At 40.9% G+C, this 17,846-nt stretch carries 16 protein-coding genes; all 16 read left to right on the top strand.

Annotated elements, in window-relative coordinates; genetic code table 11:
* Position 1 precedes the first annotated feature (1 nt).
* The 16 genes from mutL to astA all read left to right on the top strand — a co-directional run bounded on the left by mutL (position 2) and on the right by astA (position 17,843).
* Entirely contained in the window at positions 2–1,849 is a 1,848-nt protein-coding gene (mutL, locus tag FH971_RS17195) for a DNA mismatch repair endonuclease MutL (protein WP_140235134.1), read from the top strand.
* A gap of 1 nt (position 1,850) precedes the next feature.
* Positions 1,851–2,777 carry a tRNA (adenosine(37)-N6)-dimethylallyltransferase MiaA gene (gene miaA, locus FH971_RS17190; RefSeq protein ID WP_137225464.1) on the top strand — a complete coding sequence of 309 codons (927 nt, stop codon included), beginning with the start codon at positions 1,851–1,853 and terminating at the stop codon, positions 2,775–2,777.
* 83 nt (positions 2,778–2,860) lie between these two features.
* Positions 2,861–3,118, top strand: coding sequence for an RNA chaperone Hfq (gene hfq, locus FH971_RS17185; RefSeq protein WP_137225466.1), 258 nt, complete (start codon positions 2,861–2,863; stop codon positions 3,116–3,118).
* Between the two features lie 20 nt (positions 3,119–3,138).
* Entirely contained in the window at positions 3,139–4,446 is a 1,308-nt protein-coding gene (hflX, locus tag FH971_RS17180; RefSeq protein WP_140235133.1) for a ribosome rescue GTPase HflX, read from the top strand.
* Between the two features lie 33 nt (positions 4,447–4,479).
* The gene (gene hflK / locus FH971_RS17175) at positions 4,480–5,640 is read left to right on the top strand and encodes an FtsH protease activity modulator HflK (RefSeq protein WP_137225470.1); all 1,161 of its coding nucleotides are present in this window, start codon (positions 4,480–4,482) and stop codon (positions 5,638–5,640) included.
* Positions 5,641–5,642: 2 nt separating this feature from the next.
* A complete protein-coding gene (gene hflC / locus FH971_RS17170; protein ID WP_137225472.1) occupies positions 5,643–6,527 on the top strand; it encodes a protease modulator HflC in 885 nt (294 codons plus the stop codon).
* Positions 6,528–6,937: 410 nt separating this feature from the next.
* Positions 6,938–7,528, top strand: a complete 591-nt coding sequence (petA, locus tag FH971_RS17165) for a ubiquinol-cytochrome c reductase iron-sulfur subunit (protein WP_137225474.1) — start codon at positions 6,938–6,940, stop codon at positions 7,526–7,528.
* Positions 7,528–8,742, top strand: coding sequence for a cytochrome b (locus FH971_RS17160; RefSeq protein WP_140235132.1), 1,215 nt, complete (start codon positions 7,528–7,530; stop codon positions 8,740–8,742). The genes petA and FH971_RS17160 overlap by 1 nt, the downstream gene beginning before the upstream one ends.
* Positions 8,742–9,440 (top strand): cytochrome c1, encoded by a 699-nt coding sequence (locus tag FH971_RS17155; protein ID WP_140235131.1) that lies wholly within the window; start codon positions 8,742–8,744, stop codon positions 9,438–9,440. The genes FH971_RS17160 and FH971_RS17155 overlap by 1 nt, the downstream gene beginning before the upstream one ends.
* 96 nt (positions 9,441–9,536) lie before the next feature.
* On the top strand, positions 9,537–10,166 hold the full coding sequence (sspA, locus tag FH971_RS17150; RefSeq protein ID WP_137225480.1) for a stringent starvation protein SspA: 630 nt from the start codon (positions 9,537–9,539) through the stop codon (positions 10,164–10,166).
* The gene (locus FH971_RS17145) at positions 10,166–10,636 is read left to right on the top strand and encodes a ClpXP protease specificity-enhancing factor (RefSeq protein ID WP_140235130.1); all 471 of its coding nucleotides are present in this window, start codon (positions 10,166–10,168) and stop codon (positions 10,634–10,636) included. Before sspA ends, FH971_RS17145 begins: the two co-directional genes overlap by 1 nt.
* Before the next feature lie 97 nt (positions 10,637–10,733).
* Complete coding sequence (locus tag FH971_RS17140) at positions 10,734–11,303, top strand: aminodeoxychorismate/anthranilate synthase component II (protein WP_140235129.1); 570 nt, start codon at positions 10,734–10,736, stop codon at positions 11,301–11,303.
* 127 nt (positions 11,304–11,430) lie between these two features.
* On the top strand, positions 11,431–13,920 hold the full coding sequence (locus FH971_RS17135) for a S9 family peptidase (protein ID WP_140235128.1): 2,490 nt from the start codon (positions 11,431–11,433) through the stop codon (positions 13,918–13,920).
* Positions 13,921–14,013: 93 nt separating this feature from the next.
* Positions 14,014–15,156 (top strand): HDOD domain-containing protein, encoded by a 1,143-nt coding sequence (locus FH971_RS17130; RefSeq protein WP_140235127.1) that lies wholly within the window; start codon positions 14,014–14,016, stop codon positions 15,154–15,156.
* A gap of 334 nt (positions 15,157–15,490) precedes the next feature.
* On the top strand, positions 15,491–16,708 hold the full coding sequence (locus FH971_RS17125; protein ID WP_140235126.1) for an aspartate aminotransferase family protein: 1,218 nt from the start codon (positions 15,491–15,493) through the stop codon (positions 16,706–16,708).
* 115 nt (positions 16,709–16,823) lie between these two features.
* Complete coding sequence (gene astA, locus FH971_RS17120; protein ID WP_140235125.1) at positions 16,824–17,843, top strand: arginine N-succinyltransferase; 1,020 nt, start codon at positions 16,824–16,826, stop codon at positions 17,841–17,843.
* Positions 17,844–17,846 lie beyond the last annotated feature (3 nt).

Here is a 17,846-nt window from a genome sequence, read left to right as displayed (position 1 = left end):
TATGGCGATAGAACTGTTACCTCCACAACTTGCTAACCAAATCGCAGCAGGCGAGGTGGTAGAGCGGCCTGCATCTGTGGTTAAAGAGCTAGTAGAGAACAGTCTTGATGCCGGTGCAACGCGAGTCGATATTGATATCGATAAAGGCGGTAGCAAACTTATTCGTATCCGTGATAACGGTGCGGGTATTGCTAAAGGTGAGTTAGCGCTGGCTTTATCGCGCCATGCTACTTCAAAAGTTCATACCCTAGACGACCTAGAAGCTATTTTAAGCTTTGGGTTTCGAGGTGAAGCTCTAGCCAGTATCAGCTCGGTGTCGCGACTCACATTAACCTCAAAAACGGCTGAACAATCTGAAGCCTGGCAGGCCTATGCTGAAGGCTCGCAAATGGACGTAAAAGTGACTCCAGCTGCGCACCCACAAGGCTCGAGTATTGAAGTGGTGGATTTATTTTTTAATACACCCGCCAGACGCCGTTTCTTAAAAAGCGACAAAACCGAATTTACCCATATTGATGAGTGGTTAAAACGGATTGCCATGGTGCGCAGCGATATTCATTTTACTCTGACACACAATGGTAAATTAGTGCGCCAGTATCGGCCTGCAAATACCGATATTCAAACTCAACAACGCTTGGCGCAAATTTGTGGTCGAGCTTTTGCTGAACAAGCGTTGAGCATTACTTGCGAACATGATGATTTATTATTAACGGGTTATCTGCAGTCACCACAGGACTCAGTCATCACGGATACCAACTTTTTTTATGTCAATGGGCGTTTAATTAGAGACCGATTGGTTAACCATGCGGTGAAACAAGCTTTTGCCGAATATGGCATTGAACACCAGCCGGGCTATGTGCTGATGTTATCACTTGATCCACATCAAGTTGATGTCAATGTACATCCAGCCAAGCATGAAGTACGTTTTCATCAATCTCGTTATGTGCATGACTTTATTCTACAAGCGGTACAGTCTGCATTAGTAGAAATGCCTGTTTTGCCGTTATCTGAAGCGTTACAGCCTCAGCAAAATTCTGCGCCAATGCACACAGAGTCAAGTTTGCTGCATGATACGAATATCATCGACACCGCAGAAGCTGTTTTGACACTTAATCAAGAACCGAGTAAGGCTATTAACAGCGTTAGCCCTTATGGTTCGATGCATGTACCTGGAAAGAATAATGGCTTATCTGGAGGTTATTCAGCTGCAATTAAGCCAAGTTATGATAAAAAGCCTTCTTCAGGCGAGACGAAAACCGCCATTGCCAATTATGGACAGTTATTGCATACCCCAAATACTGCAGTGTCATATGTCAGTGAAGAGGTAACTCAGCTTGCCATGCCAGCGTTATTAGCAGGTGAGTATTGGGTAATGTGTAAAGATGAGAAGTTATCATTACTGCCGATAAAAACAGTTTTGTTCACGGTCAAAAAAGTAGAAATACAAACAAAATTAGCTAATGGTTTAGTGTCGCAACCCTTACTTATGCCCGTTTCGATTGCTGCTGATTTGGATTGGAAAGACACCTTAACCATACGTGAGCAACTACTGCGTCAAATGGGTATTGAGTTAACAATTCGCTTCCAGCAGTTGATTATTAAAAAAGTGCCCCCATATTTGAGGGAAAGCCAACTTGCAATTGTTGTTCCGGAACTATTGGAATGGATACAATTAGAGCAACCTGCAGAAAGTGCTATTGTAGAGTGGCTTGCACAACAAAGTTTAGCTAAATTTGAGCCTGTACAATCTTTATGGCAGCAATTTTGTTTGCTGGATGATGAAATAAAACAAACTTGTTATGACCAAGAGTACACATTGCCTTGGCAAAAATGGATGAAAGATAATTAACGTGAACAGTGTCGATAAGCCGAAAGTGATTTTTTTAATGGGGCCTACTGCCTCAGGCAAAACGGCACTAGCCATTGAAATGGCGACCAAACATAATTGCGAAATTATTTCGGTAGATTCAGCATTAATCTACCGTGATATGGATATAGGGTCTGCTAAACCCAGTGCTGAAGAGCTGGAAATGGCTCCGCATAAATTGATTAATATTCTTGATCCCAGCGAAAGTTATTCAGCAGCAGATTTTCGCTTAGATGCACTATTAGCTATTGAAGATATCATTAGTCGTGGTAAGACCCCTTTATTAGTGGGTGGCACCATGATGTATTTTAAGGCATTGTTAGAGGGATTATCACCTTTACCCAGTGCAGATGAAGGTATTAGGCAGCAAATATTAGCTCAAGCAGAAATAGACGGTTGGGACGTACTACATCAAGAATTGTGTAACATTGACCCTGTTGCTGGGGCTAGAATTCATCCGAATGATCCACAACGATTGTCACGGGCATTAGAGGTTTATCGGATCAGTGGCAAAACAATGACTGAATTGACACAAACTAAGTCTGTTGCTTTGCCGTATGATGTGGTGCAATTTGCAATTGCACCAAACGATCGAAAAGTATTACATGAATTAATCGGTAAACGTTTTAATATCATGTTAGAACAAGGTCTTATCGAAGAGGTTGCGCGTTTAAAAGCCCGTGATGATTTGCATTTAGAGCTACCATCTATGCGTTGTGTTGGTTACAGACAGTGTTGGCAGTACCTAGATAATGAATTTGATCATAATACTATGGTCGAAAAAGCTACCGCAGCCACTAGGCAATTGGCCAAACGTCAATTAACATGGTTGAGGAGTTGGCCAGATTTACAATGGCTTGAAAGTGGTGTAGAAGGGAATTTAGTTACACTTATGCGACAAAGCCGCTAGCTTATTAGCCGTTGCTGTATAATACTAAAACTAAACAATAAAACTTAATTCAACATATTTTAAAATAAAAAAGGAAATTGAAAATGGCTAAGGGGCAATCTTTACAAGACCCATTTTTGAACGCTTTGCGTCGAGAGCGTGTACCAGTCTCTATTTATTTAGTGAATGGTATTAAATTACAAGGCCAGGTTGAATCATTTGATCAATTTGTTATCTTGTTGAAAAATACTGTAAGCCAAATGGTTTATAAGCATGCTATTTCAACAGTAGTACCAGCACGCCCATTTAATGTTACTAATCATCAGGGCACAGCTCATGATGAAGAAAGTGACACTGAATAATTTGAAAAGGAATATACTTTTTGTTTGATCGTTATGAAGCAGGTGAAACAGCTGTATTAGTTCATATAGACTTTTCTGACGAAGATCGTCGAGAAGATCTTACTGAATTACAGTTGTTAGTTGAATCCGCTGGTGCTCGCTCCGTAGGGGTGATTACTGGGAGTCGACGCTCACCGGATCGTAAGTTTTTTATTGGTACAGGCAAAGCAGAAGAACTTGCTGCCATGGTTGCCGCTACTGAAGCCAATGTGGTGATTTTTAATCATGCATTAAGTCCTGCTCAAGAGCGTAACCTTGAAGTAATATGTCAGTGTCGAGTGTTAGATCGAACTACGTTGATCCTTGATATTTTTGCTCAACGAGCGAGAACACATGAAGGTAAGTTGCAAGTGGAGCTAGCGCAATTGCGCCACATGTCGACACGCCTAATTCGTGGTTGGACTCATTTAGAGCGACAAAAGGGTGGTATCGGGATGCGCGGGCCGGGTGAAACTCAGCTTGAAACAGACCGACGTTTATTACGAGGCCGGATTAAGAACATTAACCGCCGCCTTGATAAAGTTGATAAGCAACGTGAACAAAGTCGCCGAGCTCGTAAGCGCAGTGATTTATCGACTGTGTCTTTAGTGGGTTATACTAATGCGGGCAAATCGACATTATTTAATTCACTAACGTCATCGGACGTTTATGCTGCCGATCAGTTGTTCGCAACACTAGACCCAACACTGCGTAAATTATCGTTACCAGATGGTGCGATAATTTTAGCTGATACAGTGGGGTTTATTCGTCATTTACCTCATGACTTAGTCGCGGCCTTTAAAGCCACATTACAAGAAACTCGACAAGCTGAGATTCTTTTACATGTTGTTGATTGTGCAGATGAAAATATGACAGAAAATTTTGACCAAGTACAACTTGTACTTAAAGAAATTGATGCAGATGAAATCCCACAATTAGTAGTATGTAATAAAATTGATTTACTTGAAGATTTCGCGCCCCGTATCGATTACGGTGAAGACGGTAAACCTGAGAGGGTTTGGGTCTCTGCGCAAAAACGCATTGGATTTGATTTGCTGCTTAATGCTATAACCGAATTAATCGGTGAAGTGATTCGCGAGCTTACATTGAAAATACCTGCATCAGCAGGACATTATCTTGGCCAGTTTTATCGACTGGATGCAATACAGCAGAAAGAGTATGACGATCTGGGGAACTGTATTTTGTCTGTTCGTTTATCGGATGCCAATTGGCGCCGATTAGCTAAACAGAGTCAGGGGGAATTAGAGGCATTTATTTTTGAACCTTCAGAAGTAGACGTCACTTGTTAATCTCATTTATTTCATCCAATTATGGAGTGCTAAATGGCTTGGAATGAGCCCGGTAACAAGGGAAACAAAGACCCTTGGGGAAATAAAGGTGGTAATGATAAAGGGCCACCAGATCTCGACGAAGTATTTCGTAACCTATCAAAACGTTTTGGTGGCAAGGGGGGCAGTGGCGCCTCAGGTCAACCATTTAATTCATCATTATTGATTGTGATTGCCGTTATTGCCCTAATTATTTGGGCATTGTCTGGTTTATACACGGTCAAAGAAGCTGAGCGTGGAGTGTTACTCCGTTTTGGTCAACATATTGGTGAAGTGAGTTCCGGTTTACATTGGAAAGCCACTTTTATTGATGAAGTGACTACTGTTGACGTGGAAACGTTCCGTTCAGTTCCTGCTTCAGGCAGTATGCTGACCTCTGATGAAAACGTCGTCAAAGTTGAACTCGTGGTTCAATATAGTGTATCTGACGCGTATTCGTACTTATTCAGCTCGGTAGATGCCAACTCAAGTTTGCGTGAAGCAACCGACAGTGCATTGCGTTATGTGATTGGTCACAATCGCATGGATGACATTTTAACCACTGGGCGTGACGCTATTCGCCGTGATACTTGGACTGAGTTAGAGCGTATTATTGAGCCGTATAAAATAGGCTTACAAATTCGCGATGTTAACTTTTTACCCGCTCGCCCTCCTGAAGAAGTCAAAGATGCATTTGATGATGCAATCTCTGCTCAGGAAGATGAACAGCGCTTTATTCGTGAAGCGGAAGCTTATGCTCGCGAAATCGAACCCAAAGCGCGTGGTACAGTTGAACGAATGTCACAACAAGCTAGTGCTTATAAACAGCGTGAGGTTCTTGAAGCGAAAGGTAAAGTTTCTCGATTTGAGAAATTATTACCTGAGTATAAAGCCGCACCTGATGTGACCCGTAATCGTTTGTATATTGATGCGATGCAGTCAGTGTTGGCTGATACCAATAAAGTACTCATTGATACCAAGAATAGCGGTAATTTGATGTATTTACCTTTGGATAAGTTGATAGATTCTTCTAAGAGTTTACGTAATCAAGCCACACCAGAGGTCGATCCACACGTCAATTCAGTATCAACTATTGGTGTTAACACTCCAATAACTAGCATGTCGACTGATGGTCGTCTCAGCCGCGAAGATCGTCTTCGTCAAGGGAGGAACTAATTATGGGTAGATTTGCTCTGATCATTTTGGTGGTCATATTAGGAATTGGTTTTTCATCTTTAATGGTGGTAAACGAAGGCGAGCGTGCAATTGTAGCCCGTTTCGGTAAGGTTCTTAAACAAGACGATGGTGTCAAAACAAGAGTATTCGCGCCTGGTTTACACTTCAAATTGCCTGTTGTTGATAAAGTTCGATATTTGGATGCTCGTATCCAAACATTGGATGGTGCTGCGGATCGTTTTGTGACTTCTGAAAAGAAAGACTTAATGGTCGACTCATATGTAAAATGGCGTATTAGAGATTTTGAAAAGTACTATCTTTCTACTAATGGCGGTATTAAAGCCAATGCAGAAAGCTTGTTGCAAGCCAAAATCAATAACGATTTACGTACTGAGTTTGGTCGTCGTACTATCAAGGAAATTGTTTCTGGTAAACGCGATGAATTGCAAACGGACGCATTAGAAAATGCATCTGAAAGTGCTGAGAACCTCGGTATTGAAGTGGTTGATGTTCGCGTTAAGCAAATTAATTTACCTGCTAACGTCAGTAACAGTATTTATCAACGTATGCGTGCTGAACGTCAAGCTGTGGCGAAAGAGCATCGTGCGCAAGGTAAAGAACAAGCTGAAATTATCCGTGCGACCATTGATGCCAATGTGACGGTTAAGATTGCTGAAGCTGAACGTAAAGCCCTTACCGTTCGAGGTGAAGGTGATGCACTTGCGGCAAAGATTTATGCTGATACTTACAGTAAAGATCCTGAGTTTTATAGTTTTTTACGTAGTTTAGAAGCCTATAAAGAAAGTTTTGCCGGCAAAAGTGACATTATGGTGTTAGAGCCTGAAGGTGATTTCTTTAAATATATGAAATCATCTAGCGGTAAATAACGCTAATATTTGTTTGTCTAAAAAAGCTCGGTATTTGCCGAGCTTTTTTGTGCCTGTAATTCAATTCAACGAGTATGAATTCAGTTTTCTAAAAAACAGTTGATCAATAACAACTGTAATTATTTGAACTGTTTTTCATTATTAATATTTAATAATTTATTGTTCTAAATGGATTTATAGTATTTTTTTTGCTAATTAAGTGGCCACTAATTGTTAAAAAGTGGTTGATTATTATGCAATTTTGAAAAAAATGTTAATATCCTCAACATAGATGTGTGTTTTCACTATGATCTAGTTCTAATTTTTCGCTATAATGAGCACCGCCTCAAACTATGAATTTAGCGTTTTACCATTTTGGTCGCTAAAGTATTGAAATATAAAAATTCCAACACCCTCTGGGAGATAAGTGGATGAGCAATGCGCCAGTCGATACCGGACGTCGCAGATTCCTGACAGCCGCAACCGCCGTAGTAGGTGGTGCTGGTGCCGTCGCTGTAGCGGTTCCTTTCATCAAGTCATGGAATCCGAGCGCCAAGGCGAAAGCTGCAGGTGCGCCGGTCGAAGTAAATATTAGTAAAGTAGAACCAGGTCAGTTAATTCGTGTCGAATGGCGCGGAAAACCGGTTTGGGTAGTGCGTCGTACAGAAGCTGTACTCAATAATCTTAAAACATTAGACAGCCAATTGCGCGATCCTGCTTCAGAAGAGATGCAGCAACCAGAATATGCAACTAATCCTGCGCGTTCTATTAAGCCTGAATTCTTCATTGCTGTGGGTATTTGTACGCACTTAGGTTGTTCTCCAACCTATCTGCCTGATTCATTCGGTGAACAGGTTGAAGGTGTAACATCTGGTTTCTTCTGTCCTTGTCATGGTTCTAAATTTGACATGGCTGGTCGTGTATTCCAGGGTGTTCCAGCACCTCTAAACTTAGTGATCCCACCGCACAAATATATCGATGATGTTAATGTAATCATCGGTGATGATACAGGAGCGGCGTAATGGTTAAGAATATTATTGATTGGATTGATGCACGCATCCCAATGACGGTTACGTATAATCGTCACGTGGGTCAGTATGCAACACCAAAGAACTTTAACTTTTGGTATTTCTTTGGTTCATTAGCGCTTTTAGTATTAGTTAACCAATTACTGACAGGTATTTGGTTAACCATGAATTACGTACCTACAGCAGAAGGCGCCTTTGCCTCTGTTGAGTACATCATGCGTGATGTTGATTACGGTTGGTTACTACGTTATATGCACTCTACCGGTGCATCGGCGTTTTTCTTTGTGATCTATATGCACATGTTCCGTGGACTAATTTACGGTTCTTATCAAAAACCAAGAGAGCTATTATGGCTATTTGGTATGTTGATATTCCTTGTGCTGATGGCTGAAGCATTCATGGGTTACTTACTGCCTTGGGGACAAATGTCTTACTGGGGCGCACAGGTAATTATTTCTTTGTTTGGTGCCATTCCTATTATTGGTGATGACCTAACATTGTGGATCCGTGGTGATTACGTTATTTCTGGCGCAACGCTAAACCGCTTCTTCGCATTACATGTTATTGCGCTACCGCTTGTATTGGTTGTGTTGGTGTTCTTGCACCTTATTGCCTTGCATGAAGTTGGTTCGAATAACCCAGATGGTGTTGAGATTAAAAAGAACAAAGATGAGAACGGATGGCCTATTGATGGTATTCCATTCCACCCTTATTACACCGTAAAAGATATTATGGGTGTAGCAGGTTTCTTAATCGTGTTCTGTTATGTGTTGTTCTTTATGCCTGAAGGCGGCGGTTACTTCCTTGAAAAGCCAAATTTTGAAGCGGCTAACTCAATGAAGACCCCTGAACACATTGCGCCGGTTTGGTACTTCACACCTTTTTATGCCATTTTACGTGCTATCCCAGATAAGTTAGTGGGTGTTATTGGTATGGGTCTTTCTATTGCAGTGTTGTTTGTTCTGCCTTGGCTCGACCGTTGTAAAGTGAAGTCTATTCGCTACCGCAGCATGATCCACAAGATCAACATTGCACAATTCACTGTGTCGTTCATTATTTTAGGTTATTTAGGTGTGGTTCCTGCAACGCCTGAGTTAACTATTTTGGCACGTATTTGTACTTTCACTTATTTTGCTTTCTTTGTAGCCTTATGGTTCTACAGTAAAAATGAGAAAACAAAAGAAGTACCAACGAGGGTGACACACTAATGAAAAAGTTATTAATTGCATTAGTTACATTGCTGCCATCTCTCGCAATGGCTGCGAGTGGACATAATGTTCACTTAGAAAGTGCTAACGTTGACTTGCATGATAATGCGTCATTAGAGCGTGGTGTTGATCTGTTTCAACATTATTGCTCTGGTTGTCACAGCACTCAATACCAACGCTATGAGCGTGTTGCAACTGATTTAGGCATCTCTACAGATGATATGCGTAATAAGTACATGTTCACCGATGCTAAAATCGGTGATTTGATGGAAAACGCTATTCCTACTCCAGATGCGGCTAAATGGTTTGGCGCTGCGCCTCCTGATTTAACGTTGGTTGCTCGTGTGCGTGGCGCTGATTGGGTATTTTCTTACCTAAAAGGTTTCTATGCAGACGAGACTCGTCCATTTGGTGTCAATAACCATGTATTCCCTTCAGTGGGTATGCCGCATGTTTTACAAGACTTACAAGGTCTTGCAGTAGAACAAGCAGATGGAAGTTATGTCACTACTGGCGGGACTATGAATGCAGAAGAATATGACCAAGCGGTTCGTGATCTCACGGGGTTCTTAGTTTATTCGGCTGAACCAGTTCAATTAGAACGTGAAGCTTTAGGTTGGTGGGTACTTGGATTCTTGTTTATTTTCTTCATCATTGCTTATTTATTGAAGAAAGAATACTGGAAAGATGTACACTAGCTATCAATAACGGTTATTATACATTATCCGCATATTGTAAACGGGGGGCTTAGCCCCTCGTTTGTTTTGTTTTTTTTAAGATTCTGGAGGGTATCAATGGCTGTTGCTGCCAACAAGCGCTCTATCATGACACTTTTTTCTGGTGCCGATGATTTATATAGTCACCAAGTACGTATCGTATTGGCTGAAAAAGGGGTTACCGTTGATGTTTTACAGGTTGACCCAAGTGAAATGCCTGAAGATTTACTTGAAGTAAATCCATACAATTCAGTACCGACTTTAGTCGATCGTGAACTAGTATTATACGAATCACGTATTATTATGGAATATTTGGATGAACGTTTTCCACATCCTCCACTAATGCCTGTATACCCAGTATCACGTGGCCAAAGCCGTTTAATGATGCACAGAATTGACACCGATTGGTATTCGCTTGTTGAGCGTATCCGTAAAGGTGAAAAAGCTGATGCAGCGCGTAAAGAATTAACTGAAAGTTTAATTGCTTTAGCACCAGTATTTGCTGAAATGCCGTACTTCATGAGCGAAGAATTTGGTTTATCTGATTGCTATTTAGGCCCATTATTATGGCGTCTACCGGTTTTAGGTATTCACTTGGATCCTCGTACAACTAAAGATATCAGTGCTTACATGACACGTATTTTTGAACGTGAATCATTTAAGGCATCGTTAACTGAGGCTGAGCGCGAAATGCGCATGGGCATGTAATGAAACCAATAACACCTAATCGTCCATATTTGTTGCGCGCTTACTATGAGTGGTTGATGGATAACCATTTGACGCCACACGTAGTAGTGGATGCATTTGTTAATGGTACGCAAGTTCCACAGCAATTTGTCAAAGACGGTCAAATCGTCTTGAATATTGCTACTGGAGCTGTGGCTAATCTTCATATGACTAATGATTCTGTCGAATTTAATGCACGTTTTGGTGGTGTACCACAAAATGTGTATTTACCAATGTCATCTATCGTGGCGATATATGCTCGTGAAAACGGTGCTGGTACGGTATTTGATATGGAAGATGCGTATATGATTGAAAGTGAACAAGATGAGTTATCATCTGTCCCACCGTCAATGAAGTCTGTTGATGATACATCAACAGTACCGTCATCGCCTAAATCAACCAATCCTGATGATAAAGCTAAGCGTAAAAACCATTTAACTGTGGTGAAATAGCGGTTAGTGGTCATTACATAAAACCAGTCGCAAGGCTGGTTTTTTTTAATCTAAAATTGATCTATTACAAACGTTCATAGCGGAAATGGAAACCATAATGTTGTTGATGATTGATAATTATGATTCTTTTACGTTTAACTTAGTCCAGTATTTTCAGACTCTTGGACAAGAAGTTTTGGTAAAACGTAATGATGAAATCACCATTGAACAAATTGAAAAGCTCGCTCCCACGCATTTAATAATTTCTCCAGGCCCATGTACACCAAATGAAGCCGGTATTTCGCTTGCTGCCATTAAGTATTTTTCGGGTAAAATTCCCATTTTGGGTGTGTGTTTGGGCCATCAAGCGATAGCCCAAGTTTATGGTGTTGAGGTTGTGCGTGCCAAACGGGTTATGCATGGTAAAACCAGTTTGATTGAACATAATCAACAGGGATTGTTTACGCAATTGGCTTTACCTCTGCAAGTCACTCGCTACCATTCTTTGTTGGTTCACCAGGTGCCAAATGAGTTTACACTTGATGCTTGGTTTGATGATCCTATTCACGGTCGTGAAATTATGGCAATGAGTCATAATAAGTTACGTATATTCAGCGTTCAGTTTCATCCTGAATCTATTTTGACCCAACAAGGTCATGAACTACTGGATAACTTCTTGCATTTATAACCTATAGAAAGAGTACTTATTCAAGTTCATTATTATTTATTCTGTTACAACTTCTGCAACTAATCTGGCTAAATTCTCGCGTCTATTTGTGCTATAAATAACGCTTAAAATAATAAAAGGGATAACCATGACAAGCTTTATGCGAAACTTTGCGGTGAGCGCACTTTCTTTGGCAATGATAAGTGGCTGTGCTGCCACGGCCAAACATGACGATACAATGGTTATCGCAACGCCGAGTGCAACAACATTGACCGCGCCATTAGCACAACCTCCAAAAGCGCAACAGCCGTTGACACTTAATCAAATTATGGCCAATCCAGATTGGATGGGAATATTTGCTCAAGGCGCCTATTGGAGTGATGACAGTCAGTCAGTTTATTTTAGCCGCCAAGCACATCAATCTCCGGTCCGTGATTTTTATCAGCAAGCCATCAGTCAGCCTGCAGCAAACAAACTTGCGCTCAATCAGTTGCACCTCGCCGATCAGCGCAATGGTGTATTCAATCAGGCAAAGACTCAAAAAGCCTATATTTATCAAGGCAACGTATTTGTAAAAGACTTATCAAGCGGTGAGATAAAGCAAATTACCCGACAAAATGATCCGATTAATGGCGTAAGTTTCCTAAACGATGGAGACCTTGCTTTTTGGCAAGGTAATAATATTTTCCGTCTACACAATTCTAGTGGGTTAATAGAACAAATTGCTGCTATTCAAATGGCCAACGAACCCAAAGGTATTGCTGAGCCAAGTAGTTTTATTGCCAAGCAACAACAGAGACTCACTCAATATGTTGCCATGCAACATGAGAACAGCCTTGCTCGAGATGAGTATCGAGATTCGTTGGCTAAAGAAGACCCCACTTTTTCAGCTAGACCTTGGTATTTAGGCGATGCCGAAGTTGTTTCTGAAATGAGTTTGTCGCCAGATGGACGCTACGTAGTATTAGCGTTAACCGATAAGAATTATGATTGGCGCTCAGAACACGACATTATGCCTAACTATTTAGGCCAAGATGGTTATGTCGAGCCTGTACCGGCGCGTTCACGTGTTGCTGAAGATGTATTCCCTGGTCAACGATTAGTATTACTTGACCTTGTAGAACACAGTAAAAAAGACATTACTATTGAAGGATTAACCGGTTTTGATCAAGATGTGTTAGCGAGTGTTAAAGCTGAAAATGCTAAAGCGGAAGGCAAAACATATAAAAGTGAAAAATCGCCGCGTTTAATCCAATTAATACAGGATTGGGAATGGAACCAAAGTGCTATCCAGTGGAATAGTACCGACGACAAACTATTGATAATGCTTGAAGCTGTTGATAATAAAGATCGTTGGATTGCGAGTGTTGATTTAAAAAAAGGTAAACTGATAACCGAACACCGTCTACATGACGACGCCTGGGTTAACTATAATTATAACCAATTTGGTTGGATAGCGGGTACAGATAGCATGTACTACTTATCTGAAGAGTCTGGTTTTTCACAGTTATATACCAAAACTGCCGCCGGTGAAGTAACCGCTTTAACTAATGGTCAATATGTGGTTGATAGTGTGACCTTATCCCCAGATGCTAAATACCTTTATTATCGTGCCAATAAGGACCATCCCGGTAGTTACAATGTTTACCGTGTTGAGATTGCTAATGGTAAAACAGAGCAATTGACTCAGTGGTTAGGCACATTGGATTACAGTTTAAGTCCTGATGGACAATCACTGCTGTTGACTGCCTCATCGACCCTACACCCAGATGAGTTATATGTTCAGCCTATTGGCGGGGAAATAACCCAGTTAACTAACTACACAAGTCCAGAGTTTACACAATACCCTTGGCAAGCTCCGCAGATAGTCACGATTCCGTCAAGCCATGGTGCGGGACAAATCTATGCTCGAGTTTATTTGCCGCAAGGGTACGATGCTGAGCAAGCTGATAAATATCCTGCTGTAGTGTTTAATCATGGTGCGGGTTATTTACAAAATGCCCATTATGGATTTTCGGGTTATTTCCGAGAGTTTATGTTTAATAACCTACTTACCCAACAAGGTTATGTGGTGATGGACATGGATTATCGTGGTTCAAAAGGCTATGGGCGTGATTGGCGTACATCCATTTATCGTAATATGGGTCATCCCGAAGTTGAAGATTTAAAAGATGGTGTGGCTTGGATGGCTAAAAATGCTAATGTTAATAACAAACGTGTTGGTACCTATGGTGGTTCATATGGTGGATTCCTCACCTTTATGGCGCTATTTAATGAGCCTGAGTTATTCCAAGCAGGGGCCGCATTACGCCCAGTAGCAGATTGGGCACATTATAATGCCCCATACACGTCTAATATTTTAAATACGCCTGACGTTGATCCTATTGCTTATGAGCGTAGCTCACCAATAGAACATGCTCAAGGGTTACAAAAACCATTGCTGATCATGAGTGGTGTGTTAGATGACAATGTATTTTTCCAAGATAGTGTCCGTATGGTGCAGCGCCTGATAGAGTTAGAAAAACCGATGTTTGAAACGGCTATCTACCCAGTTGAGCCACATGGATTTAAGCAACCTTCAAGTTGGTTAGATCAATACCGTCGGATTTATAAGTTGTTTGAACAAGAACTGAAATAGTCAGCGTTAGGTTCAAAAAATAGGTATTAAGGCTTCCTTTGAGAAGCCTTAATTTTTATTATTAAGTGATTGAAACAGCAAAAGGCAACATGAGTGGCAATATCAATAGCGGGTGGAGTTAGACCAGGTAAAGTTATCGAGATTGAACGCCGTCTCTATAACCAACTGATTGTCGGTAAGCACAAAGCTTGTGCTATGCCTGATGAATTGAACCTGGAGCTAGAAGATAACGCTAATAAGCTTGATATTGAGCGTAAAGCATTAAAGCGGCGCATTGAGAAGCAAACTAACGAAAATAGTGTGTATCTCGATGTATCGGCTCAATTAACGAATACGGTTAACTGTACGATTGAAAATACCTTAACTTATCCACAAATGATTTTAGATGCATCGGGAAGCAGTGAAAGCCAAATTTTACTGCTTGATCTGTTATTAGAGCCGGATGTTAATATCAACCGCTTACGACCGATTATAGAAAGTATTAGCTGGCTATCACGAGATTTAATAAATTTAATCAATAATCCAACGTCTGTTCACCTTCGTCCTAACCATGCCGACGTTCAAGTCACTGATATTAAGTTGGGTTTAAACTATATTGGTATTGAAAATTTGCGCTTACTTATCCCCTATTTTTGTCTACGTCACTGGCTACCTTCAGATAATGCAAACTTATTTTGGGTCACCCGTAAGTTATGGCGGTATAGCATGATAAGCGCCATCGCAGCGCAAGCCTTAGCTAAGTTACAAAATAAAGACCCGAACTTGGTGTATATCTGTGCCTTAATGTACCAATTTGCTTCCTCTATTATACTCAGCCAAAGTGGCCATATTTTTGATAGAATCAAGGGGACTTGGCTAAGTGAAGCCAGCCACGATCGAGATAAACAAGTGTACGATGCTATTCTGGCTACGGACTTTCCTGCTCAAGCGGTATTAGAGCAAGTAATGCAGCATAGCCATTGTTTAAATTGGCAACTGTTAAGTTTACTTAAATTTGATGATTCACCGATTACTCAGGTGTTAAAAGAATTAGATCAAAATTACCATTTTACAGAGTTGTCTGTGGATGCTGCCATGGTGGCTAAGGCAAGTTGTTATGCCAAAGTGCTTCTACTAGAAGAGCAACAACAAATCGATCCACAAGAAAAACGAATCATGTTTGATTATTATCAATTTTCAGAGCAAGAATTAATACGGCTAAAAGGGCAAAACTTTCGTAAATTAGATTTACTTTAAGTACGATTTTTATCGTAATGACAAATGTTAAAAACGTGTATTTATTCACTTTTAATGAATAGTTACACAAATAGCGGTGGAATAACTTTTTTTATGACTATTTATGTTCAATACCCCCCTGATAAACGCTTGTTTTAGTCATATTTTTCAATCTTTATGCATAATGCCAATCAAGTCTGCAGAAGTTAATTTTACTGAACTGGTATTTTGATCACATTTTCGCTAATAATGTCGCATAAATTATACAAACTTCCGCTAACGCACTTACAAAATATAAAGCAAACAGCGGAAACAGCGGCTTCTAAGCCGTTTACAACCTGAAGGATAAAATGCAATGAGTGTAGAAATGAATTTAACCCGTGGTCAATTTGATAAAGTTATGGTGCCTAATTATGCGCCCGCTGCAGTTATTCCTGTTCGCGGTGCTGGTAGCCGAGTGTGGGATCAAGAAGGTAAAGAATTCATCGATTTTGCAGGTGGCATTGCAGTAAATTGTTTAGGTCATTGTCATCCAGCTTTAGTGTCTGCATTAAAAGAGCAGGGCGAAAAGTTATGGCATCTATCAAACGTCATGACCAACGAGCCAGCACTCGAATTAGCCACAAAATTAGTTAATTCCACATTTGCTGAACGTGTCTATTTTGCCAACTCAGGGGCTGAAGCGAACGAAGCTGCATTAAAATTGGCTCGCCGTTATGCACTTGATAACCATGGTGCAGATAAAGATCAAATCATCGCATTTGATAAAGCTTTCCATGGTCGTACATTCTTTACTGTAACGGTTGGCGGACAAGCTGCTTATTCTGACGGTTTTGGCCCTAAGCCACAAAGTATTACGCATGTGCCATTTAATGATATCGCTGCACTTGAAGCGGTAATTTCAGACAAAACTTGCGCCATTATGCTTGAACCTCTTCAAGGTGAAGGCGGAATTATCAATGGTGATCCTGAGTTCTTAAAAGCAGTACGTCGTTTAGCCGATAAGCACGACGCACTAGTGATTTTTGACGAAGTACAAACAGGTGTAGGCCGTACTGGTGAGCTATTTGCTTACATGGGTACTGATATTGTGCCAGATATTTTAACTAGCGCTAAAGCGTTAGGTGGTGGCTTCCCTATTGCAGCAATGTTAACAACGGCAAAAATTGCTGCTCATTTAAAAATTGGTACTCATGGTTCAACTTATGGCGGTAACCCACTAGCTTGTGCTGTCGCAAATGCGGTAATGGACGTGGTAAACACCAAAGAAGTATTAGACGGTGTTAAGCATCGTGAACAGCTATTCCGTGACGGTTTAGCGGTAATTAATGCCAAATATCATGTGTTTAGTGAGGTGCGCGGTAAAGGATTATTAATTGGCGCGGTATTAAATGAACAATATGAAGGTCGTAGTCGTGAGTTTTTGGTTGCTTCTATCGCAGAAGGCTTAATGAGTTTGATGGCCGGCGCAAACGTAGTGCGTTTTGCTCCTTCATTGGTTATCCCAGAAGCTGATATCGCTGAAGGCTTACTGCGTTTTGAACGTGCAGTTGCAAAAGTGGTAGCGGGTTAATTAACAAATAAGTGCTAGCCAAGCTTGCACTTATTTGTTTGGGTTCGCCAACAAAGTGAATATGCGCGGAAAGATTTCCAGCGCAGTTCTTTTGTGGCGCAATGAGGAGATTAAGATGTTAATCATACGTCCTATCCGTGCAAGTGATTACGATGCACTTTATGTTATCGCAGTTGAGTCAGGCCACGGTTTTACATCTTTACCAGTTAACGAAGAGTTACTGCGTTCAAAGATTGCTAGGGCAGAAGCATCTTTCACTAAGCATGTAGATAAACCTTTCGATGAAGGGTATTTGATGGTGCTTGAAGATATGAAAACCGGTGAAGTTGTCGGTACTTGTGGTATTGAAGCTGCTGTCGGTATGAACGATGCTTTTTATCATTATCGATTAGGTACAGAAGTCTATCATTCTCAACAAATCTCTGTCCGCAATGAAGTTGAAACCCTGACATTGTGCCATGACTACACAGGTGCAGCAGAAGTGTGCACTCTGTTTTTAAAAGACGGTTATCGTAAAGGTAATAATGGTCGCATGCTGTCGCGATCGCGTTTTTTATTATTGGCTCAACATCCTGAACGCTTCGGGAAAACTGTGATTGCCGAGATGCGTGGTGTGAGTGATGAACATGGTGACTCACCTTTTTATGAATGGTTACAACATCATTTTTTAGGCATCGATTTTGTCGAAGCCGATTACTTATCCGGTTTAGGTAAGAAATCTTTTATGGCAGAAATGATGCCACGTAACCCTGTTTACGTGTGTATGTTGCCTAAAAAAGCTCAAAAAGTGATTGGTGAAGTCCATAAGAATACCAAGCCAGCATTACGTTTACTGGAGGCGGAAGGGTTTAAATTCCGCAACTATGTCGATATTTTTGATGGTGGTCCAACGGTTGAATGTTCAATCGGTGATATTCGCTCAGTAAAAAAGAGTCGTTTGCTCACGGTCAGTATTGGCAAAATGCCACATGGCGATCACCACTTTATTATTTCCAACACCTCGCTTGCTGATTATCGTGCATCGGCGGCTAAATTGTTGGTCTCTGATGAACACGATAATGTTGTGCTTAGCCCTGAAATCGCGACCGCTCTTATGGTTGTTGAAGGTGAGCAAATTCGTGTTTTAGCAATGTAGGAG

It is taken from the genome of Shewanella polaris (genome assembly GCF_006385555.1).
Lineage (GTDB): Bacteria > Pseudomonadota > Gammaproteobacteria > Enterobacterales > Shewanellaceae > Shewanella > Shewanella polaris.
Note: the sequence above shows the minus strand (reverse complement) of the source record. Positions and strands in the feature narration are given on the sequence as shown.